This is a genomic window from Streptomyces rishiriensis (assembly GCF_003112535.1).
Classification (GTDB): domain Bacteria; phylum Actinomycetota; class Actinomycetes; order Streptomycetales; family Streptomycetaceae; genus Streptomyces; species Streptomyces rishiriensis.
In genome coordinates this window covers 231618-255981 of record NZ_BEWA01000019.1, presented here as the reverse complement: position 1 = coordinate 255981, position 24364 = coordinate 231618, and the positions used below count along the sequence as shown (strand labels likewise).

Genomic DNA, 24364 nt, shown 5'->3' with positions numbered 1-24364 from the left:
GTTGTAACGCAATGCCGGAGTCACTGTCAATAACCTTAGTGATAGCCTCTAACTAACCTTGGAGTGAAAGGCGGCGGCAGACCATGGCGGAGACGGGCGCGACCACCCCGCGCGAGCGCTACCGCGCCCAGGTGCGCGCGGAGGTCAAGCAGCGGGCATGGGAGCAGATCGCCACGGCGGGCGCGTCCGCGCTCTCCCTCAACGCGATCGCCAAGCAGATGGGGCTGAGCGGGCCCGCGCTGTACCGGTACTTCGCGGGACGGGACGAGCTGATCACCGAGCTGATCAGGGACGCGTACCGCAGCCTCGCCGACGCCTTCCGCGCGAGCGCGGCCACGGGGACCGGACTCGCCGGACTGGCGCACACGCTGCGCGCGTGGGCCCTGGACGACCCCCAGCGGTACTTCCTCGTCTACGGCACCCCGGTCCCGGGCTATCACGCGCCCGACGACGTCACCGCGCTCGCGGCGGAGATCATGACGAGCCTGCTCGACGTGCTCGCCGATGCGCCGTACGCCGACCCGGCCGACGACCCGTCCGACCCGTCCGACCGCCCGTCCGACGGCCCGTCGGCCCCGTTCGCCGCACGGCTCGAAGGCCTGGGCCGGGAGTGGGCGGACGGCCACCCCGCCCCGGCCGCCGCCCTGCGCCGGGCCCTGGCCTTCTGGACCCGGCTGCACGGCGTCCTGTCGCTGGAACTCGCGGGCCACTTCACCGGCATGGGCTTCGATCCGGCCCACCTCTTCGCGGCGGAACTCACCACCCTGACCGGCCGGGAGGACGACGGCCGGTCAGGCTGACCGGGGCGCCCCGACACCCGGCGGAGCGGCTGCGCACGGCCGGACCGACGGAACGGCCCGGAACGCGGACGGGGCGGCGCACGCCGACTCGGTGTCGGGGTACGCCGCCCTCGGGCGGAGCCATAGCGGGCCCTGCGGGCCCTGCGGTCACTTCGGGCCCTGCGGTCACTTCGGGTCGCGGGCCCCTGCGGTCACTTCGGGTCGCGGCTGAACTGCGCCGTGGACCAGAGGTAGCCGAGCACGGTCAGGCCGACGCACCAGGCGACCGCGAGCCACCCGTTGTGACCGATCCCGGTGCCGAGCAGCAGCCCGCGCAGGGTCTCGATGGCGGGTGTGAAGGGCTGGTACTCGGCGATCGGCCGGAACCAGCCCGGCATCGAGTCGGCCGGGATGAAGGCGCTGGAGATCAGCGGCAGGAGGATCAGCGGCTGGGCGCTGTTGGCGGCCGCCTCGGCGTTCGGGCTGGCCAGGCCCATGCCGACCGCGATCCAGGTGAGCGCCAGGGCGAACATCGTGAGCAGCCCGAACGCGGCCAGCCACTCCAGGGCCGTGGCGTCGGTGGAGCGGAACCCGATGGCCACCGCGACGGCGCCGACCAGCGCCACGCTGGCCACGCACTGCAGCACGCTGCCGACGACGTGCCCGACGAGCACCGACCCGCGGTGGATCGCCATCGTGCGGAAGCGGGCGATGACGCCCTCGTTCATGTCGGTGGCGACGGACACCGCGGTCCCGATCACGGTGCCGCCGACGGTCATCATCAGGATGCCCGGGACGATGTAGGCGATGTAGTCGGAGCGGTCGGCGCCGCCGATGCCCGCGCTCATCACGCCGCCGAAGATGTAGACGAAGAGCAGCAGCAGCATGACCGGGGTGAGCAGCAGGTTCAGGGTGAGGGACGGGTAGCGCCGCGCGTGCAGCAGGTTGCGGCGCAGCATCGTCCGGGAGTCGCGTACGGCGAGGGAGAGCCGGGACGGGCGGGCGGGGGCCAGGGGGGCGCTCATCGGACGGACTCCTTGGACTGGCGGGGAAGGCCGGCGCTGCCGGTCAGGGCGAAGAACACGTCGTCGAGGTCGGGGGTGTGCACGGTCAGTTCGTCGGCCTCGATGCCGGCCAGGTCCAGCCGGTCGAGGACGGAGCGCAGCTCGCGCTGGCTGCCGTCGCTGGGGATCTGCAGCGCCAGCGCCTCGTCGTCCGTGGTGACCTCGCCCAGGGCGGAGACGGCCCTCCGGTACGCGGCCGGGTCGGAGAAGCGGAGCCGCACGTGCCCGCCGGGGATCAGCCGCTTGAGCTCCTCGGCGGTGCCCTCGGCGACGATCCTGCCGCCGTCCAGGACGGCGATGCGGTCGGCGAGCTGGTCGGCCTCCTCCAGGTACTGGGTGGTGAGGAAGACGGTCACGCCGCCCGTGACGAGCTCGCGGATGATCTGCCACATGGTGTGACGGGAGCGCGGGTCCAGGCCGGTGGTGGGCTCGTCGAGGAAGATGACGCGCGGGCCGCCGACCAGGGTCATGGCGATGTCGAGGCGGCGCTTCATGCCGCCGGAGTAGGTGGAGGCGGGTTTCTTCGCGGCCTCCACCAGGTCGAAGCGCTCCAGCAGCCCGGCGGCGACCCGCCGCCCCTCGCTCCTGGACAGGTGGTGCAGGTCCGCCATGAGGAGCATGTTCTCCTCTCCGGTGATCAGCCCGTCGACGGCGGAGAACTGTCCGGTGACGCCGATCGCGGCGCGGACCGCCTGCGGATCGGCTGCGAGGTCGTGACCGCCGACGCGGATCTCGCCGGAGGCGGGGTCGGGGGAGACGAGCGTGGAGAGGATCTTGACGGCGGTGGTCTTGCCGGCCCCGTTCGGGCCCAGCAGGGCGAAGATCGTCCCTTCGGGCACGGCCAGGTCGACGCCGTCGAGCACGGCCTTGTCACCGTAGGACTTGCGCAGCCCGTTCGCCGCGATGGCCAGGTCGGTCATGAGGGTTCTCCTTCAGGAACTGCGGGGTCGAGGCTGCGGATCAGGGACTGGAGGGCGGGGAAGGGGGACCAGGGACTGGGGGGAGGGACTGGGGGGAGGGACTGAGGGGACGGAGGGACTGGGCAGTGGCTCAGAGGCTGCGGGCGGTGATGTCGCCGTAGGCGGTGGTCGCGTGGATGGTCAGGGCGGCGGCGCCGTCGGCGTTCCGCAGCGCGTTGTGGACGCGGCCGAAGCCGGTGCCTGCGTCCAGCGAGGCGGAGACCCCGCGGGCGGCGCCGACCGAGATCCCGCCGGCCTCGGTGCGCAGCGTGACCGTGCCCCGCACGGCCTCGGCGACGCTGATGTCGCCCTTCTGGGTGCTGATCTCGGCGGGGCCGCCGAGCCGGCCGACCGTGACGTCGCCCGCCATGAGGACGAGGCGGGCGCTCGCGGTCTCGTCGAGCTTGACCGAGCCCTGCGCGCCCTCGAAGGCGACGTCGCCGAGCCGTCCGACGCCCCGGAACTCTCCGCTCGCCGTCTTCGCCTCGACGTGGGAGCCGGCGGGCAGCTGCACGGTCACCTCGACGGCCCCGGAGCTCCCGAGGATCCGGCTCTTCGCCGGAGCGGCCTCGATGCGCAGGACGCCGTCGGCGTAGTCCACCTCGATCCGCTCCGCCGCCTTCACGTCGCTGCCGTTCGAGGCGTTCGCGGGCAGGACCTCGACCGCGGTGTCCGCCCGGTCGGCGGCGATGAACCGGATGCGTCCCGCGGGGACGTCGAGGACGGCGGACACGGGGGCGGGGGTGGCGAACTTCTGCATCGTTCTCTCCTTTGACCACTGACTGTTTCCGACAGAGGAAAAGCTACGTTGCGTTCACGAATCACTCAATACCTTTGTTGCGCTGGAAACTCATAAGCGCAGCTCAACTAGCCTAAATCGTTGCAACGGGCTTAAATTTAACGCAACGAAGCACTTGCGGTCGTTGCAATGGAGTGGAAGCGAACGCTATGCTGGCGGCACCACGGAGCGGGAACGGCAGCACACGAAGGAGACCCCGATGCCGGGAGGCAGGCTCACCCAGCAGGAACGCCAGCAGATCGCGCTGGGACTGGCCGACGGCCTCGCCTACGCGGAGATCGCGCGGCGTCTCGACCGGCCGACCTCGACGGTCACGCGCGAGGTGATGCGCAACGGCGGCCCCACCTCCTACCGCGCCGACCTGGCCCACCGCGCGACCGAACACCGCACCCACCGCCGCCGGCCGGCCGCGCCCCGGGGGGCGGAGGCGCCCCCGCAGGTCCACGGGCGCGACCCCGAGGCCATGCGCGAGTACGAGGAGCTGTTCACCACCGTCCTCATAGGGTCCGGCACGCCCGCGATGATGGCCCGGGTGCTGGCCTGTCTCACCCTCACCGACTCGGGCAGCCTCACCGCGGCCGAACTCGTCCAGCGCCTCCAGGTCAGCCCGGCGTCCATCTCCAAGGCGATCGCGTTCCTGGAGGGCCAGGGCCTGGTGCGCCGGGAACGCGACGAACGCCGTCGTGAGCGCTATGTCGTCGACGACGACATCTGGTACCAGTCGATGATGGCCACCGCCGAGGCCCTCCTCCAGATCGTCGTGATCGCCCGGCAGGGCGTCGGCGTCCTCGGCCCGGGCACTCCGGCCGCCACCCGCCTGGAGAACATCGCCCGCTTCCTCGACTTCATCCGCGAGAGCACCACCCGCGCCGCGGAGCAGGCCCGCGAGGTCCTCTCCACGTCGTCCGGAGCCACACCGCCCGGATCCGCGTCGGCCGAAGCCACACCGTCCGGATCCGCGTCGGCCGACACGCCCTCCGTCTGACCACGGGGGCGGGAGGGCCCGCGCCCCGGGCCTTCCGCCCCTCATGCCGAAGGCCCGGGTCGCGGGACCCGGGCCTTCGCGGTCGTCAGGCCGTCCGTGGACTCCGCGGCCGGCCGGCCGCATCGCCCACAGCGTCGCCCGCCAGCCTCACAGCGTCACCTGCCTGCCTCCCAGGGTCACCACGAGACGGCCGTCCGAGGCGAAGGACCAGCCCAGGGCGCCCGCGTAGGAGGCGCACCGGGAGCCGTTCGCACCGGTCCAGAACTGGTTGGTGCTGTCGGCGTCGCCGACGGTCTTGTCGTTCGAGCCGCTCACGCCGAACCGGCACGAGGTGTTGCCGCGGAACACCGAGGTCCCCGCGTCCCACGAGTAGTTGCGCTGGGCGTTGTCGACGCTGAGGTTGTTCGACACGGCCATGGAGCCGGGGTTGCTGTTGTAGGTGAACCCGTGATGGCCGTTGTGGAAGGCGATGCTGCGCCGGACGACGTGGTTCACCGCGATGTCGTCGCCGCCGAGCTTGAAGCCGTTGCGGTCGCCGTTGGAGTTCACGGTGCCGTCGGAGAGGGTGCCGTTGTCGTAGGAGAGGGAGTCCTCGATGGTCACCGGTCCGATCGGGCCGGTGTCCGTCTTGGTGTAGAGGTCCCAGCCGTCGTCGATGTTGTTGTGCGAGACGGAGTAGCGGAAGACGTTGCCGGCGCCGGTGGTGAGCTTCGCGGCGAAACCGTCGGCGTCCTCGCCGTCGGAGTCGGCGTTGTCGTGCGACTCGGCGCTCAGGACCAGGTTGTCGGACGGCCACTGGCTGCTCGGCGTGGTGGAGGCGATCCGGCCGAGCTGGAGCCCCGTGTCGCGGTTGTACGCCGTCACCGTGCGCTCGATGACGTTGTGGCTGCCGCCCACGTAGATCCCGTTGTCACCGGCGTGCTGCACGGCGATGCCGTACACGTGCCAGTACGAGCCGAAGAGCTGCAGCCCCCGGTTCGACGCGCTCTCGCTCTGCGCCGAGAAGTCGAGGACCGGCTTCTCGCCCGGGTAGGCGGACAGGGTGGTGCGGGCGGCGGCCGTGCCGTTGCTGGTCTGCGGGACGGTCACCGTGGAGGCGTAGGAGTACGTGCCGCCGCGCAGGTAGATCGTCCCGCCCGCGGACACGCGGCTGATCGCCGAGGTCAGGGTGGTGGGAGCGGACTGGGTGCCGGCCGCGCCGTCGACGCCGGCGGGCGAGACGTAGATCGCGCCGCCGGCGGGCGGGGCGGTGCCGCCGTCGGTCGTCACCGCGTCGACGTAGTCGACGTTGGGCAGCCCGGCGGAGGTGGTCGGGGCGAGCCTGATCGTGTTGGCGCCGGCGTTCAGGGTGACCGTGAGGGTCTTGGTGACCCAGGTCGACCAGGCGCCGGTGGCCTCGAAGGACGGGGTCTGGACGACGGCGCCGTTGACGACGAGCGAGGCCGGGCGGGCGGCCGCGGTCCCGTTGGCGAAGCGGACGCTCAGGGTGGCCGTGCCGGCCGTGGCCGCGTCCACCGTGAACTGGGCGTAGCCGCCGGTCGAGTTGGCGCCGTTGCAGAATCCGCTGCCGGAGTAGCCGGTCCAGTCGGAGTCGATGGTTCCGGTGCAGACCGCCGGGGAGGCCTCCGCCTCGTAGCGGGCGGTGGCGGCCTGTGCCGTGGGGCCGGACAGCGCGACGAGCGCGCCGGACACCAGACTGACGCACGCCATGACGGATCTCAGCTGCATGTTCATCTCCAGGAACGGGGCGAGTGCGGGTCGGCCGAACTGGAAAGCGCTTTCTCCCGGAAGTTAGAGGCCTGGTATGGACGCGTCAAGAGTCGGGTACTTGATTTCTGTTCACATGGGTGGACAGAGGGAGGGAAGCCCCCAGAGCCCTCAAGGGATCCGTGCAGGAGCCTCACACAGACTGCACACAGTCTGGCGAATGACTCGTTAGCGTGACGGCCGTTCGATCCCACGTGCGAACGTGACCAGGTCGCGGCCCCCCACGGGGGTGTCGGCACGTCAACTCAGGAAGACCGCAATGGACTACTGCTCCTCGTGTCGTCGGCACCTCAACGGCGCCCTGGTGTGTCCCGGGTGCGGGGCCTACGCCCCGGACATCGCCCCGGTCACGGCCCACGACCGCGTCGTCCCGGCCGCCCGGGTCGCGCAGCCGGCGTACACGACCACGTACACGGACCCCACACCGTGGACGGAGCCCTCACGCGGTCCGGCGCCCGTCGCATCGCACGCGACGCCTCCCCGCATCTCGTCCCCCCGCATCTCGTCCCCCTACACGTCGTCCCTCTACGCGTCGCCGGACCCGTCGTCGGACCCCTCGCCCTCCCCTTCGTCCGCCCCGTCGTCCGTCGCGTCCTCCGGGCCGGAGAGCGCCCCCTCCGTGGAGCCGGCGCCGGCCGCGCCGCGCGGGCGCGCCGCACGGCGGCGGCAGCTGGCCCGCTGGAAGAAGCACCAGCGCCGGGCCGTCGTCGCGACGGCCGTGGCCCTCGTCGGCGGCGGGCTGACCGTCGCCGCGCTGGACCGCCAGGGCGGCGACCGGACGCAGGCGGCCGCCGCGCCCGAGCTCCCCACCTCGTCGGGCGGGGAGGAACCCGCCTCCGACCACACCCGTCCCACGGTGACCCGGTCCGCCCACCGGCCCGCCCCCTCCACCGTCGCGTCGCAGTCGCCGGCGACCGAGCTCGGGGGCGAGCGGTACACGCCGTCGGACTCCCGTCCGGACACCGCGGCCTCCGGGTCCCGGACCCGCACGCGGGAACAGTCCGCCTCGGGGCAGGGCGCGGGCTCCTCGTCCTACGGCGCCGCGGTCACCTCTCCCGGAGGCTCGGCCGGGCAGCGGTCCTCCACGTCGTCGGGGTCGTCGGGGACCTCCGGGTCGTCCGGGTCTTCCGCGAACGGCGGCACGGGCGCGTCGAGTGCGAACTCGGCGTCGCACTCGTCGTCGGACTCGGCCTCCCAGTCGACCACCGGCTCCGGCTCGAACTCCGACTCCGGCTCGAACGGCTCGGGCACGTCGTCGTCCGCGACGAACCCCGCGCCGGCGGCGACCTCCCCGTCCGAGGTCTGCCTGCTGGGCCTGCTCTGCCTGAGCTGAACCGGCCGTCGCCGAGCCCGCCCGTCCCGCCTCCGCGGGCTCGGCCATGTCCGTGGACCCCGCCGGAACTTATCCGGTCGGCCGGTAGTTTCTACGTTGCTGTAGATGTTGCCGCACCTGTGGTGCAGATACCGAACCGAACCGACCGTCTGGAGTTCTCATGGCCCTGTGGGACCGCTTCAAGGAGTCCGCGTCGACGATGCAGACCCAGCTCGTGGCGAAGAAGAACGACCTCAAGAGCGGCGCCTTCCGCGACGCGAGCATGGCGATGTGCGCCCTCGTCGCGGCGGCGGACGGCACCGTCGACCCCGCCGAGCGGCGCCGGGTGGCCCAGCTGATCGCCACCAACGAGGTGCTGCAGAACTTCGACGCCACGGACCTTCAGCGGCGCTTCGACGACAACCTGAACAAGCTGATCGCCGACTTCGACTTCGGCAAGGTGAGCGTGCTGCAGGAGATCGCCAAGGCGAAGAAGAAGCCGGCCGAGGCCCGCGCCGTCATCCAGATCGGCATCGTGATCGGCGGCGCCGACGGCGACTTCGACAAGACCGAGCAGGCAGTGGTGCGCGAGGCGTGCTTCACCCTCGACCTGCCGCCGCACGAGTTCGACCTCTGATCTTCCGTTCTTCCGTTCTCCCGTGCGGGAGGGCTCACGCGCTCTCCCGCACCGGTCAACCGGCCTCCGTCAGGCCCGTCGCACGATCGTGCCCGTCCCAGCGGACCTCCAGGACGCGGACGACGGCCTCGCGGTCGAGCGGCCCGAAGACGTGCGGGAACAGGGTGTCCTCCGGCACGCCGGGCGGCGGCGCGGGGGCGGCCGCCTCCCACTCGCACCGCGCGGTGAGCCGAGCCTCGTCCAGGACGAGCGCCAGCAGCGGCCGGGGGGCGGTGCGGTAGAACGCGGCGGCGATCGTGAGGGTGGTCGCCTCGTCGGGCGAGCAGTGCACGAACCCGTCCCGCGCGAGGGAAACCGGCGCATAGGGCCGGTCGGGGTCGGCGCTCCACTCGTCGAGCGGTACGACGTGATAGATCATGTTCCGGTCCTCCCGTGGACGGCCGGAGGCAACGGTCGGGTCGCGATGTGGTCCTCGACACACACCCCGCTTCCCGAGCTGTGCTACCGTGATAAAAGTGGCAGTTTCGGTTACCAGAGGCTTTTGAGTGCTCTTCGACCATACGTCGACGGGCACTCTTTTTGTTTTTGGGGCTTTTCCTGATCCTGCGACGCCGGGTCCGCAAGGTGCGGGCTCCGGGCATTGCCCCAAAGGAGATACAGCATGGCATCTGGCACCGTGAAGTGGTTCAACTCGGAAAAGGGCTTCGGCTTCATCGAGCAGGAGGGTGGCGGCCCGGACGTTTTCGCCCACTACTCGAACATCGCCACGTCCGGCTTCCGTGAGCTTCAGGAAGGCCAGAAGGTTACCTTCGACGTGACGCAGGGCCAGAAGGGCCCGCAGGCGGAGAACATCCTCCCCGCCTGAACCGTCTGACGTCTGTTTCAAGCGGACGACACGGCCGGGGCCCGCACTCTCGAGTGCGGGCCCCGGCTCATGGTGTCGCCCTTTCGAGGAAGGTCACGGATGAACCGCAACAGCTCCGCCCGCTCCCGTACGGACCGGCGCCAGGGCGCCCCGTCCCGTTCGGCCAAGGCCGGGCGGAACGGACGCGGGAGCAGTCCCGCCGCGTCCGGTGGCGAGTTCGCCGTGCCCGTCACCCTCACTCCCGGGCTGCCGGCCGTCGAGTCGTTCAGCGAACTCGACATGCCCGAGCAGCTCCTGACCGCCCTCGGCGCCGAGGGCGTGACCACGCCGTTCCCCATCCAGGCCGCCACGCTGCCGAACTCGCTGGCCGGCCGGGACGTTCTGGGCCGCGGCCGGACGGGCTCCGGCAAGACCCTCGCCTTCGGGCTGGCCCTGCTGGCCCGCACCGCCGGGCAGCGGGCCGAGCCCCGTCAGCCGCTGGCCCTCGTGCTCGTCCCCACCCGTGAGCTGGCCCAGCAGGTCACCGACGCCCTCACCCCCTACGCCCGCTCGCTGCGGCTGCGGATCGCCACGGTGGTCGGCGGTCTGTCGATCGGCCGGCAGGCGAGCGCCCTGCGCGGCGGCGCCGAGGTCGTCGTGGCCACGCCCGGTCGGCTCAAGGACCTCATCGACCGGGACGACTGCCGGCTCGACCGGGTCGAGGTCACCGTCCTGGACGAGGCCGACCAGATGGCCGACATGGGCTTCATGCCGCAGGTGACGCAGCTGCTCGACCAGGTGCGTCCCGGCGGTCAGCGGATGCTGTTCTCGGCGACCCTGGACCGCAACGTCGACCGGCTGGTGCGCAACTACCTGACCGACCCCGTCGTCCACTCGGTCGACCCGTCGGCGGGCGCCGTCACCACGATGGAGCACCACGTGCTGCACGTGGAGGACGAGGACAAGCACGCCACGACGACGGAGATCGCCGCCCGCGACGGGCGCGTGATCATGTTCCTGGACACCAAGCACGCGGCGGACCGGCTGGCCAAGAAGCTGCTGGCGGTCGGGGTGCGCGCGGCCTCCCTGCACGGCGGCAAGTCGCAGTCCCAGCGCAACCGCACCCTGGCCCAGTTCAAGGACGGTCACGTCAGCGTGCTGGTGGCGACCAACGTCGCCGCCCGCGGCATCCACGTCGACAACCTCGACCTCGTCGTCAACGTCGACCCGCCCGGCGACCACAAGGACTATCTGCACCGCGGCGGCCGTACGGCCCGCGCGGGCGAGTCCGGCACCGTCGTCACGCTGGTGCTGCCGCATCAGCGCCGGGAGATGACGCGGCTGATGGCCGACGCCGGCATCACCCCACAGACCACCCGGGTCCGCTCGGGCGGCGTCGAGCTGAGCCGCATCACCGGCGCGCAGGCGCCCTCGGGCGTCCCCGTCGTCCTCGCCCCGCCGGTCGTCGCCGAGAGCCGTCCCGCGCGCAGCGGCGCGGCGCGCAAGGGCTCCGGATCGGGCCGTGACGGCGGCGCACGGGGCAATGGCGGCACCGCCGGCGGCGGCGAGCACAACGGCTCCGCTGCCCGTCCGCGGCGCGGCCGCCCCGCTCAGGGCCGTCGGCGCTCGGCCACGGGCGGCAACGGCACGGGCGGCCGCTGAGGCGGTACGCCCGCGCCCGGGCTCGGCGGCCGGCCTGTCACAGCGCATCCGCCGCCCGAACCACCCCACTTCGCGCGGGAGTTGCCCCCGGTCCGGGTCAGCTGGCCGGGAGACGCGCCCGGCCTCCCACGTGTGGCGGCCCGGCGCCCGGCGTCGGCCGCGGGACGCGGCTCACTGCTCCAGCGCCCCTCGCAGTTCCCCCCTGCGGCGGATCCCCAGCTTCTTGTAGGTGCTCGTCAGGTGGGTCTCCACCGTGCGGCGGGCCAGGTGCAGCAGCTGCGCTATCTCCGTGTTCGTACGGCCCTCCGCCGCGAGTTCGGCGATCCGGCGCTCGCTGGCGGTGAGAGCCGCCGAGCCGGTGTGCGCCGTGGTCGTGCGGCGGGCGCCCGCGGAGCGCAGGGCGTGCTCGGCGTGGGTCAGCAGACGGACGTTGCCCAGCCGTTCGGCGCGTTCGGCGCCCTCGCGCAGGTGCTCGCGGCCTCTGACGCGGTCACCGGCGTCGGTCAGCTGGCGGCCGTGCGCGAGCAGCGAGGCCACCAGCTCCGCCTCGGCCGGGGAGCCGCGCAACACGGCCACCGCCTCCGCGCCCAGCTCCAGGCCCCGACGACCGCGGGTCGCCCGGCCCAGGATGCGCAACGCCCGTCCCAGGGGGCGCGGGGTGCCCCACGCGCGGGCCAGCCGCAGTTCCTCCTCGGCCAGGGTGAGCGCCTCCTGGGCGTTGCCCAGCGCCAGCCTGCACTCCGCTGCGGCTGTCCGCCACGGTGTGACGACGGGGCTGAGGACGGCGCGCGCGGACTGGCGCCGGCCGCACTCCAGGAAGTCGTGGAGGGCGCCGGGGACGTCCCCCTCGGTGAACCGCAGCACGCCCCGCGCGTACAGGAAACGATTCAGCTCCCAGGAGTCGGGTGCGTCCCGGAGGTCGAAGGCGTCCGCCAGCCGGCGGGCCTCCTGGGTCCGGCCCGTCTCCACCAGAGCCAGCAGGGTGTGCGCATCGGCGTTGACCGGGCCGCCTCCCGCGCGCCGGGTGGGGCGGCTCGCGAGCAGGACGTCGTACGCGCCGCGCGCCGCCGCCGTGTCCCATCTGGTGTCCAGCAGGGCCTGGGCCATCGGGTGCAGCAGGGAGGGGTGCTGTCCGGCCAGACCGCGTTCCACCAGCCGGTCCGCCTCGTCGAGCTCGTCGGCCCACTGGGCCACCGCCGCGGCCGTGCCCAGCAGGAACGGCTCGGCGAGGGGGTCGGCGGGCTCGGTCAGCAGCGAGCGCAGGCGTCGCATCGCCTCCCGGGCCGTGATCTCCCCGGCCGAAGCCGCGTACCGCACGAGCAGGGCCCGGCCGGAGGCGCCGACCAGCTCCGGGGAGCGCTCCGCGGTCTCGGTCACCCAGCGGTAGGCCTCGGCGCGGACCGTCTGGTCCTGGTCGGACAGGAGCGCGGACGCCGTCTGCAGCGTGTGGGCCAGGTCGGCGTGGCCGTCCGCCAGCCGCGACTCGAGCCGGCGCAGCGCCGCCACCGCCGAGCGGACCTCACCGCGGCCGGCGAGCGCGGTGCCCAGGGCGATCGCCGTGCGGACCTGGTCGCGCGGGGCGGCGGGCAGGTCCAGCGCCTCGGACAGCCGGGGGATGCCGCCCGGGGCGTCGGCGCTCGCGTACTCCAGCGAGCCGAGCTCCGTGAGCAGGCGCTGGCGCAGGTCGTCGGGCAGCGGCTCCTGCAGGGCTCGGCGCAGATAGCGGACGGCGTCGTCGGGGCGTGCCTCACGGGCGGCGACGGCCACGGCGTCGCGCAGCACGCGCAGCGCCCAGGGCAGGCCGGTCGGCGCGCTGCCCAGCAACTGCCGTGCCACCGCGTCGATGTGGTCGCCGCGGCGCAGCATCGCCTGGGCGGCCGCCCGGTGCACCTCCTGACGGCGGGCGGTGGACCAGCCGCCGAGCACGGCGTCCCGCAGCAGGGGATGCGCGTACCGGGGGCGGCCGGACGGGTCGGGGCGCAGCACTCCGAGCCGCGTCATCGCGGTGAACCAGCCGGTGACGCGGGCGGGGTCCGCGCCGCAGGCGTCGGCGACGAGGGCCGCGAGGGCGTTCCCGGGGTCCGCCGGGAACGCGCCCCCGCCGCCCTCCGCGTGCTCGACGCGCTGTGCGCCGTGGTGTCGGGCGCGGTGTCGGGCGCGGTGCCCGGCGGGTCCGGCGTGGACGCCGTACTCGCCGGGCACGCCGTACTCGCCGGGCACGCCGTACTCGCCGGGGACGCCTGGGACGCCGTACTCGCCGGGCACGCCGGGCACGCCTGGCACGCCGGGCACGCCTGGGACGCCGTACCCGCCTGGGACGCCGTACCCGCCTGGGACGCCGTACCCGCCGTATTCGCCGTATTCGCCGGGCACGCCGGGCACGCCGGGCACGCCGTATTCGCCGGGCACTCCGTACTCGCCGTACTCGCCATGCGCGCCGTACTCGCCATGCGCGGCGTACGCGCTGTACGCGCTGTACGCGGCGTACGCGCCGTGCGCGGCGCGCGCGGCGGTCGCCGCGCGTGCCTGACGGGCCGCGCGGGCCGCCGGCCCGTCGGCCCCCTCCGCTCCTTCCGCTCCTTCCGCTCCTTCCGCTCCTTCCGCCCGTGACGGCGGTTCCAGCGCCGCGAGTGTCCGCGCCACCTCCGCCGTCGCCGGTCCCGCGCTGTCCAGCCACCAGGAGACGGCCGCCGGATAGGACCCCGGGTACAGCGCGGCGCACGTCGTCGGGACGGCCGTCGGCGGCGGGGCGCCGTCGAGGTCGTCGAGGAGGGCGTGCAGGAGCAGCGGGATGCCCGCCCCGGCCCGCACACAGTCCGCCGTCCACCGGTCCGAGGCGGTCGGGAAGGCCTCCCGGACCAGACCGGCCGAGGCCTCGTCGGTGAGCGGGGCCAGGGCGTGGGTGCGCACCAGGGACGGCGAGAGGGCATGGGCGAGCCCGGCGGGGCGCGGCGCGATGTCGTACTGACTGCGCTCGGTGGCCACCAGCAGTACCGGTAATCGGTCGATGCGGCGGGCCGCCTCCACGAACCAGCGGCGCGAGGCCTCGTCGGCGAGGTGGACGTCGTCCACGGCCATCATGAGCGGCGCCCGGTCGGCGTACGAGCGCAGCAGGCGCCACAGCCGCGCCGCGCTCCCCCGGTCCTCGCCGCCGGGTGCGACGTCCGCGAACTCCGGCACCGGGCCCAGGAGATGCAGGACCGAGGAGAACGGCACCGCGGTGTCCTCGGGGGAGCAGCGGGTGCGCAGGACGCGCAGGCCGACCCGGCTCGCGTGCGCGGCGGCGGCCTCCAGCGCGGCGGAGCGGCCGGTGCCGGTGGCCCCGCGCAGCAGGACGAGCCGGCCGGCGCCGGCACGGGCCCGTTCGACCTCCGCGGCGAGCAGCGCGTGGACGTCGTGGCGTTCCCGCGACGGTCCGGTCATGCCTGCCTCCTGCGGTCGGATACGTCGGACATGTACGGGTAGCGGACGTGCGGTTCGGCCCGGGTCGCCCGGGTCGTTGTGGCGAGGCTCACGAACTCCCGCCACACACCCGATCTCACGCCGCTGACCTGCGACGACACCGAAAAGTCGTGGTCCTCGGGGGCTTGCTCTCGTGGTCGGCCTCGTGGTGCTCCACGATTGCGCTCGCCACGGGCGGCACAGAAGTCTGGACCATACCCACCCGCCACCGGTCCCCGCCGGACCGCGGGTCCGTGAACCTGGGGGAATTGCTTGCTCAGCTCACCTCGCACACCAGAGACCGGCGTCCGGCGGCGGATTCCCGTGGCCGTCCAGGCGTCCGACCCGATCTCCCGCGAGGGCGCCGTCAGCCAGTTGCGCGGACGGCCGGAGGTCGAGATCCGCGAGGACCTCTCGTCCGCGCCCGGCACGGTGGCGCTGCTCGTCGAGGACACCCTGGACGAGGCGGCGCTGGCCAGGCTGCGGCGCATCGTGCGCAGCGAGAGCGCCCGCGCGGTGCTCGTCGTGGGCACGATCCGCGAGACCGAACTGCTGGACGTCATCGAGTGCGGCGTCGGGGCCATCGTCTGGCGCCGGGAGGCCACCGCGCACCGGCTGGTGCAGGCGGTGGTGGCCGCGCAGCGCGGTGACGGCGACCTGCCGGCCGACCTGCTCGGCCGGCTGATCAGCCAAGTGGGCACGCTGCACCGCGGTGCGGCGGGCCGGCCCGGCGCCCCCTCCCTGGGGCTGGCGCCCCGGGAGGTGGACGTCCTGCGGCTGGTCGCCGAGGGCCTGGACACCGGAGAGATCGCCAGCAAGCTGTCCTACTCCGAACGAACCGTCAAGAACGTCATGCACGGACTCACGACGCGGTTGCATCTGCGCAACCGGGCGCACGCTGTGGCATATGCCCTCAGGGAAGGCTACATCTGACCGAACGGGCAATCGAAGGCGGACACGCGGGCAGCCGCCCTGCCCGGCCGCCGACCCCGGCGCGCCTCTCGGAACCCGGGCCGCCCGGGGCACGATCGGTGAGCGGCGGGCGCGGCAGGGCACACGGGCAACGCAGTTGGACAAGCAAGGCAGTTGAGGAGCGCGACGGTGATCCACGAGGTGGACGAGGTCCTCAAAGGCCTGCTGGAGGGCGGCGCGCTGGCGGGCTCGGGCATCGACGTGTCGTTCGAGGCCCCGACCCGCGACTGGGCCGCCCGGCGCAACGCCCCGGTCATCAACACCTACTTGTACGACATCCGTGAGGACGTCTCCCGCCGGCAGCGCGGCCAGATGGCGGTGCGCGACGAGCGGGACATCGTCGTCAAGCGCCGTCAACCGCCGCGCTGGTTCCGGCTGTCGTACCTGGTGACCGCCTGGACGCGGACGCCTCAGGATGAACACCGTCTGCTGTCCGCGGTGTTGGCGACGCTGCTGCCGCGCGAGCTGATCACCGCCGACGAACTCCCGGGCTCCCTGGGCGCGCTGGGCCTGGCGATGCCGGTGACGGTGGCCGGCATCCAGACCGAGTCCCGGTCCCTCGCCGAGATCTGGTCCGCCCTGGGCGGCGAACTCAAGCCGTCCCTGGACCTGGTGGTCACCGCGCCGTTCCCGGCCTACCCGGAGTACGACGCGGGGCCGCCGGTCACCGAGGGCGCCGCCGTCCGCGTGCGCGGCATCGACGGCGACCCCCCGGAGTCCGGCGAACGCGCCCACCGCCCCCACCAGGTGGCCGCCGCCCGCGCCGCCCGCGAGGCCGCGTCCCGCCGCCCGGACCAGCGGTGAGCGGGGCGTACACGGAGCAGGACGACGTCGACGCCCGGCCCGCCGCGGACCACCCATCTGTCCCGTCGCCGCCCGTCCCGTCGCCGTCCGTCCCGTCGCCGGTCGGCTTCGCCGCGCGCGAGGGCGCCGTCGCGCCGGCGGGGACCGCCGCGCTGCTCGCCCGGCTCGCCGCGCTGCGGGACGGGGTCGCCGCCCTGGTCGACCGCCGCGCCGCCGCCGATCCCAGCGCCGACGACCCGCTGCGCGGCCTGTACCTCTCCGAGGAGGCCGTACGCCACTACCTCGCGGGCGGGACAGCCGCCCCCACCGCCGGCCTCGCCCCGGCCGGCCACGACGCCCCCACCGGCCATGAGGCCCCCACCGGTCACGACGCCCTGACCGGCCTCGCCGTCCGGCTCCGCCTCACCGACCTGGACGCCGCGATCCTCCTCGTGGCGCTGGCGCCCGACCTCGACCGGTCCTTCGAACCGCTCTACGGCTACCTCAACGACGACGTGAGCAGACGGCGCGCCACCGTCGGACTCGCCCTCGACCTGTGCGGAGCGCCCGCCCACCTGGCCCCGGCCCGAGCCCGGTTCCACGCCTCGTCGCCCCTGCGCGCCTACGGGCTGCTGGACGTCGAGGAGCTCGAACGGCCCTTCCTGTCCCGCTCGTTGCGGGTGCCCGACCGGCTGCTCGCCCACCTGCTGGGCGACGACACCCCGGACGCCGCTCTGCACGGCCGGCTGCACCCGCTGCCCGCGCCGCTGCCCGACGACGAGGACCTCGCCGACCGGCTGGCGCACCGGCTGCGCACGGGCCGGCCGCTCACCGCCTACCTGCGCGAACACCGCGAGGGCGACGGCCTCGCCGCGATCGCCTCGGCCCTGCGGACGGCAGGCGTCGACGCCCTGCGCTTCGACGGCTCCGAGGACCGCGTCCCCGAGCTGCTGCGCGAGGCGCGTCTCGGCGGCCGGGCGGTCGTCCTGTCCGGCCTGCCGGAACGGCCGGGGCCGCTGTTCGGCGCGCTGGCGGACGCATCCGACGTCACCGTCCTGCTCACCGATCCGCGCCCCTACGACCCGCACTGGGCCGCCCGCGACCCGCTCGTGCTGGAGGCGCCCCGCCGCCGGGCGGGCGGGACGGCGGCCTGGGCCGCGGCGCTCGACGCGGCGGGCGCACCCGTGGCGCCCGGCTTCGACCTCGCCGCCACCGTCGCCCCCTACCGCCTGGGCGGCGAGCGGATCGCGCGGGCCTCGAACGCCGCCGCCGCGCTGGCCGCGTTCGAGGGCGGCGAGCTCACCGCCGAGCATGTGCGGCTGGCCGCCCGGCAGCAGTCGGCGTCCGGGCTGGAACAGCACGCGCGCCGGATCCGGCCCGACGTCGGCTGGGAGGATCTCGTCCTGCCCGAGCGGCCGCTGACCCAGCTGCACGAACTGGCCCTGCGCGCCCGCCACCGCGACCGCGTCCTCGGCGACTGGCGGCTCAGCGCGGGAGGCGGCCGCGGCCGGGGCGTGCTCGGCCTGTTCGCGGGCGAGTCCGGCACCGGCAAGACGCTGTCCGCCGAGGTGGTCGCCGCCGAACTCGGGCTCGACCTGTACGTCGTCCAGCTGTCCTCGGTCGTCGACAAGTACGTCGGCGAGACGGAGAAGAACCTGGAACGCATCTTCACCGAGGCCGACCGCACCGACGCCGTGCTGCTCTTCGACGAGGCCGACGCCGTCTTCGGCAAGCGCTCGGAGGTCAAGGACGCGCACGACAAGTACGCCAACATGGAGAGCGCCTACCTGCTGCAGCGGCTGGAGTCCTTCGACGGCATCGCGCTGCTCACCACCAACCTGCGCGCCAACATCGACGAGGCGTTCACCCGTCGCCTCGACCTCGTGGTCGACTTCCCGTTCCCCGACGCCGGCCAGCGGCTCGCGCTGTGGCGGCACGGGCTGGCCCATGTGCCGTGCGCGGCGGGCGTCGACCCCGCGCCGCTGGCCAGGGACTTCGAGCTGGCAGGCGGCTCGATCCGCAGCGCGGTCGTCACCGCCGCCTATCTGGCCGCCGGACGCGACGAGCCGGTCGGGGACGGCGATCTGCTGGAGGGGGCCCGCCGCGAGTACCGCAAGGCGGGCCGCCTGGTGCCGGGCGAGGCCAACTGGTAGTCCCCGTACGGCGTGCGGGCGGTCCCCGCACGGGGACCGCGTGCCGTGGCTACTGCGCGCGCCACTTCTGGTTGGGCGTGCCCGAGCAGGTCCACAGCTGGAGCTTCGTGCCGTTGCCGGTGCCGTCGTCCTTGGCGTCGATGCACTTGTTCGCCTGCGGGTTCACCAGGTCGCCGTACTGGCTCAGCACCCACTGCTGGGCGGGGTTGCCGGAGCAGTTGGCCACCTGGATGACCGCGCCGTCGTCCTTCGAACCCCAGGCGACGTCCATGCACAGGCCGAGCGCGCGCACGGTGCCGTCGCTTCGGAAGACCCACTTCTGGTTCGCCGACCCGGCGCAGTCCCACAGCTGGAGCGGGGTGCCGTCCTTGCCCTTGCCGTTCTGCGCGTCGGTGATGTCGACGCACCGGTCGGAGGCCTTGCCGATGATGACGGCGCCGGGCACCGGGGCCGCGGGCTCGGGGGCGCTCGAACCGCCGGAGCCTCCTCCGCCGCCGCTCGTGCCGCCGCCACCGCCCGACGTCGACGAGCCGCCGGAGGAGGCCGCGCCGCCGTCGCCCTGCTGGGCCGGCGCGGACGGCGCCTGCGGCTCGGGCAGCGGCTCGGCGGAGGCGTCCGTCCTCGGCGCGGCCGGCGCCGACACCGCCGGGCCGGGCAGCGCGGTGCTGCCGGCCTCCACCAGCTTCTCCCTGGCCCCGCTGCTCACCTGCGGCTTGTACGTCAGCCAGATCATCACGAACGCGATCGCCAGGGCCACGGTGAGGCTGAGCGCCGTCGCCAGCCAGCGCGGCAGGAACCCGCGCTGCACGAACGTGCCGTCCACCGCCAGCGGCACCGCGCCCGAGCGCTGCACGTTCAGCGTGTACGGCCGCTGCTCCTTCGACCCGAACCAGATGATCTGACGCGGCCGCAGCGTCGTGTCGACGAACACCGCCCGCCCCGGCTCGATCTGCACACTGCCCGGCCGGAACTCGTACCCCAGGTGGTCGCCCATGTCGCCGCCCGCGACGGACGCCGTCACCCGGGTGTTGCCGAGGTTGTCGACGGCGAGCCGCGGCCGGCCCCGGAACCGCCCCTTCACCGTCGGCGGCACCAGCTCGGCCCGCACCTCCGTGAACGGCGTGACCGTCAGGTTCCCCTCCGGCACCGTCACCGCGTCCGGATGCTCCGTCGGCGTGATCCGCACCGCGTAGGGGTGGGGACCGGCCGTCGCGTCCGGCGTACGCGGCGGCGCGAACGTCAGCTCCACCGTCCCCGTCGTCCCCGGATACAACCGCAGCGTCTGCGGCTCCACCGTCACCCAGGGGGCCACGTTCCCCACCGGTTCACAGCGGTACTCGTCGACCACGTCGCCGGTGTTGCGCACACGCAGCCGCACGGTCGTGGAGCCGCCGGGATCCACGGTCGCCGCGGCCGGTTCCAGAGAAGTCCACAGAGTCACCCGCCGACGCTACGACGCCGGACGGGGTCCGGTCAGCAGGCCATCGGGCACGACCGCTGCCCGAAAGGGACGGCCGGCCGTGCCCTCGCACCCCGCGGCCCGGCTCAGACCGTGAAGCGGACGGCCTCCAGCTGGAGCCGGTCCTGCATCGGGCTGCCGCCGTAGATCCAGTCGCCCGGCTTCGTGCAGCCGTTCCCCAGCCAGCCCCGGTCCTTGATGTGCGGGTTCTGGCAGACGGAGCCCTCCATCGTCTTGATGGTGAACCCCTCCATCACGGCGACCGCGGGCTTGCTGGAGCCCATGTACATGTCGACGCCGTCGGACGCCTTCGACCACTTGTCCCCGGTCAGCCAGCCCCCGTCCACATGAGCCGCGTTGCCCGTGACGCCGCCGGTGCGCGCCGTGGCGATGTTGAGGGCCTTGATGCCCAGGGCCTTGCCGGTCGTCCCGGCGATCGCGCCGTCGCAGACCGGGTCCTGCCAGCCCTTGTCCTCCACGTAGGCGCGGTAGCAGATGTGCCGCCCGTCGCTGCGCGCCGCCAGCTTGTTCACGGCGACGGCCGCGGTCTCCTGCTTGGGCTTCGCGGGCGGCTTCGACTCGCCCCCGCCGCCTCCGCCCCCGCCCCCGCCGCCGTCGGCCGCCGCGCTGCTCACCGGGGCCTCGGGCGCCGCGGCGGCCGCCGGGGTGGGCACCAGGGGCGGGGCGCTGGGCGTGGCCGAGGGGCTGGGCGCCAGGGTGTTGACGGCCGCCTGCGCGACCTTCTCCGACGCCAGGCTGCGCACCTGCGGCTTGTAGGCCAGCCAGATCATCACGAACGCGATCGCCAGGGCCACGGTGAGGCTGAGCGCCGTCGCCAGCCAGCGCGGCAGGAACCCGCGCTGCACGAACGTGCCGTCCACCGCCAGCGGGACCGCGCCCGAGCGCTGCACGTTCAGCGTGTAGGGCTGCTCCTCCTTCGACCCGAACCAGATGATCCTGCGGGGGCGCAGCGTCGTGTCGACGAACACCGCCCGCCCCGGCTCGATCTGCACACTGCCCGGCTTCAGGTCGTACGAGAGCCGGTCCCCGGTGTCGCTGCCGCTCAGCGAGGCGGTGACGCGGGTGTTGCCGAGGTTGTCGACGGCGAGCCGTGGCCGGCCCCGGAACCGCCCCTTCACCGTCGGCGGCACCAGCTCGGCCCGCACCTCCGTGAACGGCGTGACCGTCAGGTTCCCCTCCGGCACCGTCACCGCGTCCGGATGCTCCGTCGGCGTGATCCGCACCGCGTACGGGTGGGGACCGGCCGTCGCGTCCGGCGTACGCGGCGGCGCGAACGTCAGCTCCACCGTCCCCGTCGTCCCCGGATACAACCGCAGCGTCTGCGGCTCCACCGTCACCCAGGGGGCCACGTTCCCCACCGGTTCACAGCGGTACTCGTCGACCACGTCGCCGGTGTTGCGCACACGCAGCCGCACGGTCGCCCTGCTGCCGGGGTCGACGGTGACGGAAGAGGGTTCCAGGGAAGTCCACAGGCTCACGCGCCGACGCTACGGGGAGGCCGGGTGCGCCGTCAGAGGCAGGAGGGCAGGCCGCCTGCCCGCCGGGCCCCGGCCGGCTGCCCGGGAGTCCCCCGAGCTCCCGAGGCTCCCGCCCCGCCCGGGCCCGCCCCGGTTCCGCATCGGCCGGGACGGGGCGGGGCCGGTCGGGGCGCTGCGGTCGCGGCAGCCGGCGCGGCCGTGCCGTCGGGCGGGTCCGGCCGGCACCGGCCTGCCCGCGGGGGCAGGAGAAGTGCCCCGGGGTGTGCACCGAGGGCCGTTTCGCGCCACGCGCTTCGCGCGTGACGGTGAAAGACGTCCTGACGCGTACCCCGAGGAGAGCACAGCATGCCGTCCTACCTGTCGCCCGGCGTATACGTCGAGGAGGTGGCCAGCGGCTCCCGCCCGATCGAAGGGGTGGGCACCTCGGTGGCGGCCTTCGTCGGGCTCGCCCCGACCGGCCCGCTCAACGAGCCGACCCTGGTGACCAACTGGACCCAGTACGTGGCGGCTTTCGGTGACTTCACCGACGGCTACTTCCTGGCGCACTCCGTCTACGGGTTCTTCAACAACGGCGGCTCGGCGGCCTATGTCGTCCGCGTGGGCGGTTCCCCGGCGGGCGCCGCCGGCGACGCCAAGTCCCCCGCCGCGCTGGCCGGTTCGGGCTCCGCGCCCGCCGCGCTCCCGGCCGGCGAGCCGAAGCAGCTCGGCACCTTCACGGTGACGGCCCTGGCGCCGGGCGAGAACGGCGGCCCGCTGACCGTCGAGGTCGCCGACGCCGAGGGCGAGGGACCCGCCGAGCGCTTCAAGCTGATCGTCAAGGACGGCGACAGGCCCGTCGAGACCTTCGACGTGAGTGCCAAGAAGGGCAACCGCTCCTACGTCGTCACGCAGGTCAAGGAGCGCTCCAAGCTGATCACCGTGGCCGAGGCCGCGCCCGCCGCGCAGCTCGTCCGGCCGGAGAACCAGACGGTCGCCCTGCCGGCCGCGCCCTCCGCCGCCCCCGCAGTGCCGACGGAGGAGAGCGCCCCGGTCGGTCCCGCGCAGTACCTGGGCGACAGCTCCGACCGCACCGGCTTCGGCGGCCTGGAGGCCGTCGACGAGGTGTCCATGGTCGCGGTCCCCGACCTCATGGCCGCCTACCAGCGCGGCGCGATCGACCTGGAGTCCGTCAAGGCCGTCCAGCTCGGCCTGATCGCGCACTGCGAGCTGATGGGCGACCGCGTCGCGATCATCGACCCGCCGCCCGGCCTCAACGCGCGTCAGATCCGCGTCTGGCGGCAGGAGACGGCCGGCTACGACTCCAAGTACGCGGCGCTGTACTACCCGTGGATCAAGTCCTTCGACCCGTCCGCGGGCCAGGCCCGGCTGATCCCGCCGAGCGGCCACGTGGCCGGCGTGTGGGCCCGCAACGACTCCGAGCGCGGCGTCCACAAGGCCCCGGCCAACGAGGTCGTGCGCGGCGCGGTGGACCTGGAGATCCAGATCACCCGCGGCGAGCAGGACCTGCTCAACCCGATCGGCGTCAACTGCATCCGCGCGTTCCCCGGCCGCGGCATCCGCATCTGGGGCGCCCGCACCCTCTCCTCGGACCCGGCCTGGCGCTACCTCAACGTCCGCCGGTACTTCAACTACCTGGAGGAGTCGATCCTGATCGGCACCCAGTGGGTGGTGTTCGAGCCGAACGACCACGCCCTGTGGGCCCGGATCCGGCGCAACGTCTCGGCGTTCCTGGTGAACGAGTGGCGCGCGGGCGCGCTGTTCGGCGCCCGCCCGGAGGAGGCGTTCTACGTCAAGTGCGACGAGGAGTCCAACCCGCCGGAGTCGGTCGACCTCGGCCGGGTGGTCTGCGAGATCGGCATCGCGCCCGTCAAGCCCGCCGAGTTCGTGATCTTCCGCCTGGCCCAGTTCCAGAGCGGCAGCGGGGAGCTGGAGGAGTAGCGGCGCGGGCCACCGCCCCCTCCGCTTCCGGACCCGTACCGCCCCGCAGTCAACTCCCGTAGAAGGAAAGCAAGATGAGTCTCCAGCCGGGTGACGCCCTCACTTCGCACAATTTCGGCCTGCAGATCGACGGCGTGATGGTCGAGTACCTCGCCGAGGTCAGCGGCCTCAGCATCGAGCAGGACGTCATCGAGTACCAGCAGGTCTCCGCACAGGGCAAGCCGGTCACCAAGAAGCTGCCGGGCGTGAAGAAGGCCGGCACCTGCACGGTCGTGCGCGGCATGACCCAGTCCGCGGCGTTCAACCAGTGGATCACCGAGTCGATCAACGGCGTCATGGGCACCGCCCGCAAGAACGCCACGATCATGGTCATGGACTACATGAACAACCCGGTCAAGCGGTACAACATGCGCAACGCCTGGTGCAGCAAGATCGACACCAGCACGGTCAAGGCGGGCGAGGCCTCCGCACTGACCGAGACCGTGACGATCACGTTCGAAGAACTGGTCATCGAGTAATGCGGCGTACGGCTGTCCGGGCGGCGGCGGGCGGGGAGCCGCAGGAGGCGCTCCCGGCCACGGCCGTGCCCGAGTCCGCACCGGCCGCGGCTCCCGCGGCCGCGGCCCCCGCACCGGCGGCGTACCGGCTGCAGACGGAGTTCCCCTTCGAACTGCCGCGCGGCTACGTCGACGAGGCGGGAACGGTCCACCGCGACGGCGTGATGCGGCTGGCGACGGCGCGGGACGAACTGGTCCCGCTGCGCGACATCCGCGTCCAGGAGAACCCGGCGTACCTGTCGGTGGTCCTGCTCGGCCGGGTCATCACCCGCCTCGGCACGCTGCCGCTCGTCCACGACGGGATCGTGGAGAACATGTTCGCCTCCGACCTGGCGTTCCTTCAGGACTTCTACCGCCAGGTCAACGCCGAGGGGCACACCCGCGCCTCGGTGCGCTGCCCCCACTGCTCGGAGCCCTTCGAGGTGGAACTCGGCGGGAGCCGCCTGGGGGAATCGTGACGTACGCGACCGACCGGCTGCACGAGGAGATCGCGTACGTCGCCTACCACTTCCACTGGAGCCAGGACGACATCCTCGACCTGGAACACCACGACCGGCGCCGTTACGCCGACCAGATCGCGTCCCTGGTGACCCGGGGCGGGGCGGAGGGCTGAGGCATGGGGTTCCTGGAACGACTGCGCGGTGGACGCGGGGAGCGCGGTGGACGCGGGGAGCCCGCCGGGAGCGGAAACGCGGGCGGCGCGGACCACGGCGGCGACACGGGAGCGCCGACGTCGACCGACGCCCCCAGCTCC

At 73.5% G+C, this 24364-nt stretch carries 21 protein-coding genes; 13 read left to right on the top strand and 8 right to left on the bottom strand.

The features are described 5' to 3' along the window. Positions 1–83 precede the first annotated feature (83 nt). Positions 84–800 carry a TetR/AcrR family transcriptional regulator gene (locus Sri02f_RS31365; protein ID WP_109004695.1) on the top strand — a complete coding sequence of 239 codons (717 nt, stop codon included), beginning with the start codon at positions 84–86 and terminating at the stop codon, positions 798–800. Between the two features lie 191 nt (positions 801–991). On the opposite strand, the gene Sri02f_RS31360 is transcribed toward Sri02f_RS31365, so the two are convergent. The 3 genes from Sri02f_RS31360 to Sri02f_RS31350 all read right to left on the bottom strand — a co-directional run bounded on the left by Sri02f_RS31360 (position 992) and on the right by Sri02f_RS31350 (position 3562). After that, entirely contained in the window at positions 992–1804 is an 813-nt protein-coding gene (locus tag Sri02f_RS31360; RefSeq protein ID WP_109004694.1) for an ABC transporter permease, read from the bottom strand. Beyond that, positions 1801–2763 carry an ATP-binding cassette domain-containing protein gene (locus Sri02f_RS31355; protein ID WP_109004693.1) on the bottom strand — a complete coding sequence of 321 codons (963 nt, stop codon included), beginning with the start codon at positions 2761–2763 and terminating at the stop codon, positions 1801–1803. The genes Sri02f_RS31360 and Sri02f_RS31355 overlap by 4 nt, the downstream gene beginning before the upstream one ends. A 130-nt stretch (positions 2764–2893) precedes the next feature. Next, the gene (locus tag Sri02f_RS31350) at positions 2894–3562 is read right to left on the bottom strand and encodes a DUF4097 family beta strand repeat-containing protein (RefSeq protein WP_109004692.1); all 669 of its coding nucleotides are present in this window, start codon (positions 3560–3562) and stop codon (positions 2894–2896) included. 238 nt (positions 3563–3800) lie between these two features. On the opposite strand from Sri02f_RS31350, the gene Sri02f_RS31345 reads away from it, so the two are divergent. Then, entirely contained in the window at positions 3801–4586 is a 786-nt protein-coding gene (locus tag Sri02f_RS31345; RefSeq protein WP_109004691.1) for a helix-turn-helix domain-containing protein, read from the top strand. A gap of 147 nt (positions 4587–4733) precedes the next feature. On the opposite strand, the gene Sri02f_RS31340 is transcribed toward Sri02f_RS31345, so the two are convergent. Further along, complete coding sequence (locus Sri02f_RS31340; protein ID WP_109004729.1) at positions 4734–6314, bottom strand: right-handed parallel beta-helix repeat-containing protein; 1581 nt, start codon at positions 6312–6314, stop codon at positions 4734–4736. 298 nt (positions 6315–6612) lie between these two features. Here Sri02f_RS31340 and Sri02f_RS41425 point away from each other — a divergent pair, with 298 nt between their 5' ends. Together Sri02f_RS41425 and Sri02f_RS31320 are read left to right on the top strand one after the other, a co-directional pair. After that, positions 6613–7686 carry an SCO2400 family protein gene (locus Sri02f_RS41425; protein ID WP_159106805.1) on the top strand — a complete coding sequence of 358 codons (1074 nt, stop codon included), beginning with the start codon at positions 6613–6615 and terminating at the stop codon, positions 7684–7686. A gap of 160 nt (positions 7687–7846) precedes the next feature. Continuing rightward, a complete protein-coding gene (locus tag Sri02f_RS31320) occupies positions 7847–8302 on the top strand; it encodes a tellurite resistance TerB family protein (protein ID WP_109004687.1) in 456 nt (151 codons plus the stop codon). 55 nt (positions 8303–8357) lie between these two features. On the opposite strand, the gene Sri02f_RS31315 is transcribed toward Sri02f_RS31320, so the two are convergent. Next, on the bottom strand, positions 8358–8720 hold the full coding sequence (locus Sri02f_RS31315; RefSeq protein WP_109004686.1) for a DUF952 domain-containing protein: 363 nt from the start codon (positions 8718–8720) through the stop codon (positions 8358–8360). A gap of 243 nt (positions 8721–8963) precedes the next feature. On the opposite strand from Sri02f_RS31315, the gene Sri02f_RS31310 reads away from it, so the two are divergent. Both Sri02f_RS31310 and Sri02f_RS31305 read left to right on the top strand, forming a co-directional pair. Then, the gene (locus Sri02f_RS31310) at positions 8964–9167 is read left to right on the top strand and encodes a cold-shock protein (protein ID WP_057577999.1); all 204 of its coding nucleotides are present in this window, start codon (positions 8964–8966) and stop codon (positions 9165–9167) included. Between the two features lie 99 nt (positions 9168–9266). Beyond that, on the top strand, positions 9267–10808 hold the full coding sequence (locus Sri02f_RS31305; protein WP_109004685.1) for a DEAD/DEAH box helicase: 1542 nt from the start codon (positions 9267–9269) through the stop codon (positions 10806–10808). A 171-nt stretch (positions 10809–10979) separates the two neighbouring features. Here Sri02f_RS31305 and Sri02f_RS31300 read toward each other — a convergent pair whose 3' ends face one another. Then, the gene (locus Sri02f_RS31300) at positions 10980–14231 is read right to left on the bottom strand and encodes a helix-turn-helix transcriptional regulator (protein WP_109004684.1); all 3252 of its coding nucleotides are present in this window, start codon (positions 14229–14231) and stop codon (positions 10980–10982) included. 291 nt (positions 14232–14522) lie between these two features. On the opposite strand from Sri02f_RS31300, the gene Sri02f_RS31295 reads away from it, so the two are divergent. From Sri02f_RS31295 to Sri02f_RS31285, 3 genes are all read left to right on the top strand, one after another. Then, entirely contained in the window at positions 14523–15182 is a 660-nt protein-coding gene (locus Sri02f_RS31295; protein WP_109004683.1) for a helix-turn-helix transcriptional regulator, read from the top strand. Between the two features lie 168 nt (positions 15183–15350). Next, a complete protein-coding gene (locus Sri02f_RS31290) occupies positions 15351–16025 on the top strand; it encodes a Pvc16 family protein (protein ID WP_109004682.1) in 675 nt (224 codons plus the stop codon). 152 nt (positions 16026–16177) lie between these two features. Next, positions 16178–18157, top strand: a complete 1980-nt coding sequence (locus tag Sri02f_RS31285; RefSeq protein ID WP_245970895.1) for an ATP-binding protein — start codon at positions 16178–16180, stop codon at positions 18155–18157. A 49-nt stretch (positions 18158–18206) separates the two neighbouring features. Here Sri02f_RS31285 and Sri02f_RS31280 read toward each other — a convergent pair whose 3' ends face one another. After that, on the bottom strand, positions 18207–19598 hold the full coding sequence (locus tag Sri02f_RS31280; RefSeq protein WP_109004680.1) for a ricin-type beta-trefoil lectin domain protein: 1392 nt from the start codon (positions 19596–19598) through the stop codon (positions 18207–18209). A 104-nt stretch (positions 19599–19702) separates the two neighbouring features. Then, positions 19703–21115 (bottom strand): hydrolase, encoded by a 1413-nt coding sequence (locus tag Sri02f_RS31275; protein WP_109004679.1) that lies wholly within the window; start codon positions 21113–21115, stop codon positions 19703–19705. Positions 21116–21460: 345 nt separating this feature from the next. Between Sri02f_RS31275 and Sri02f_RS31270 the strand changes: the two genes are divergently transcribed. From Sri02f_RS31270 to Sri02f_RS41860, 4 genes are all read left to right on the top strand, one after another. Beyond that, positions 21461–23053 (top strand): phage tail sheath subtilisin-like domain-containing protein, encoded by a 1593-nt coding sequence (locus Sri02f_RS31270; RefSeq protein ID WP_109004678.1) that lies wholly within the window; start codon positions 21461–21463, stop codon positions 23051–23053. A 74-nt stretch (positions 23054–23127) separates the two neighbouring features. Continuing rightward, positions 23128–23571, top strand: coding sequence for a phage tail protein (locus Sri02f_RS31265; RefSeq protein WP_069774061.1), 444 nt, complete (start codon positions 23128–23130; stop codon positions 23569–23571). Then, positions 23571–24068: a hypothetical protein gene (locus Sri02f_RS31260; protein ID WP_109004677.1), complete on the top strand. Its 498-nt coding sequence runs from the start codon at positions 23571–23573 to the stop codon at positions 24066–24068. Before Sri02f_RS31265 ends, Sri02f_RS31260 begins: the two co-directional genes overlap by 1 nt. After that, on the top strand, positions 24065–24223 hold the full coding sequence (locus Sri02f_RS41860; RefSeq protein WP_167467653.1) for a DUF6760 family protein: 159 nt from the start codon (positions 24065–24067) through the stop codon (positions 24221–24223). Before Sri02f_RS31260 ends, Sri02f_RS41860 begins: the two co-directional genes overlap by 4 nt. Positions 24224–24364 lie beyond the last annotated feature (141 nt).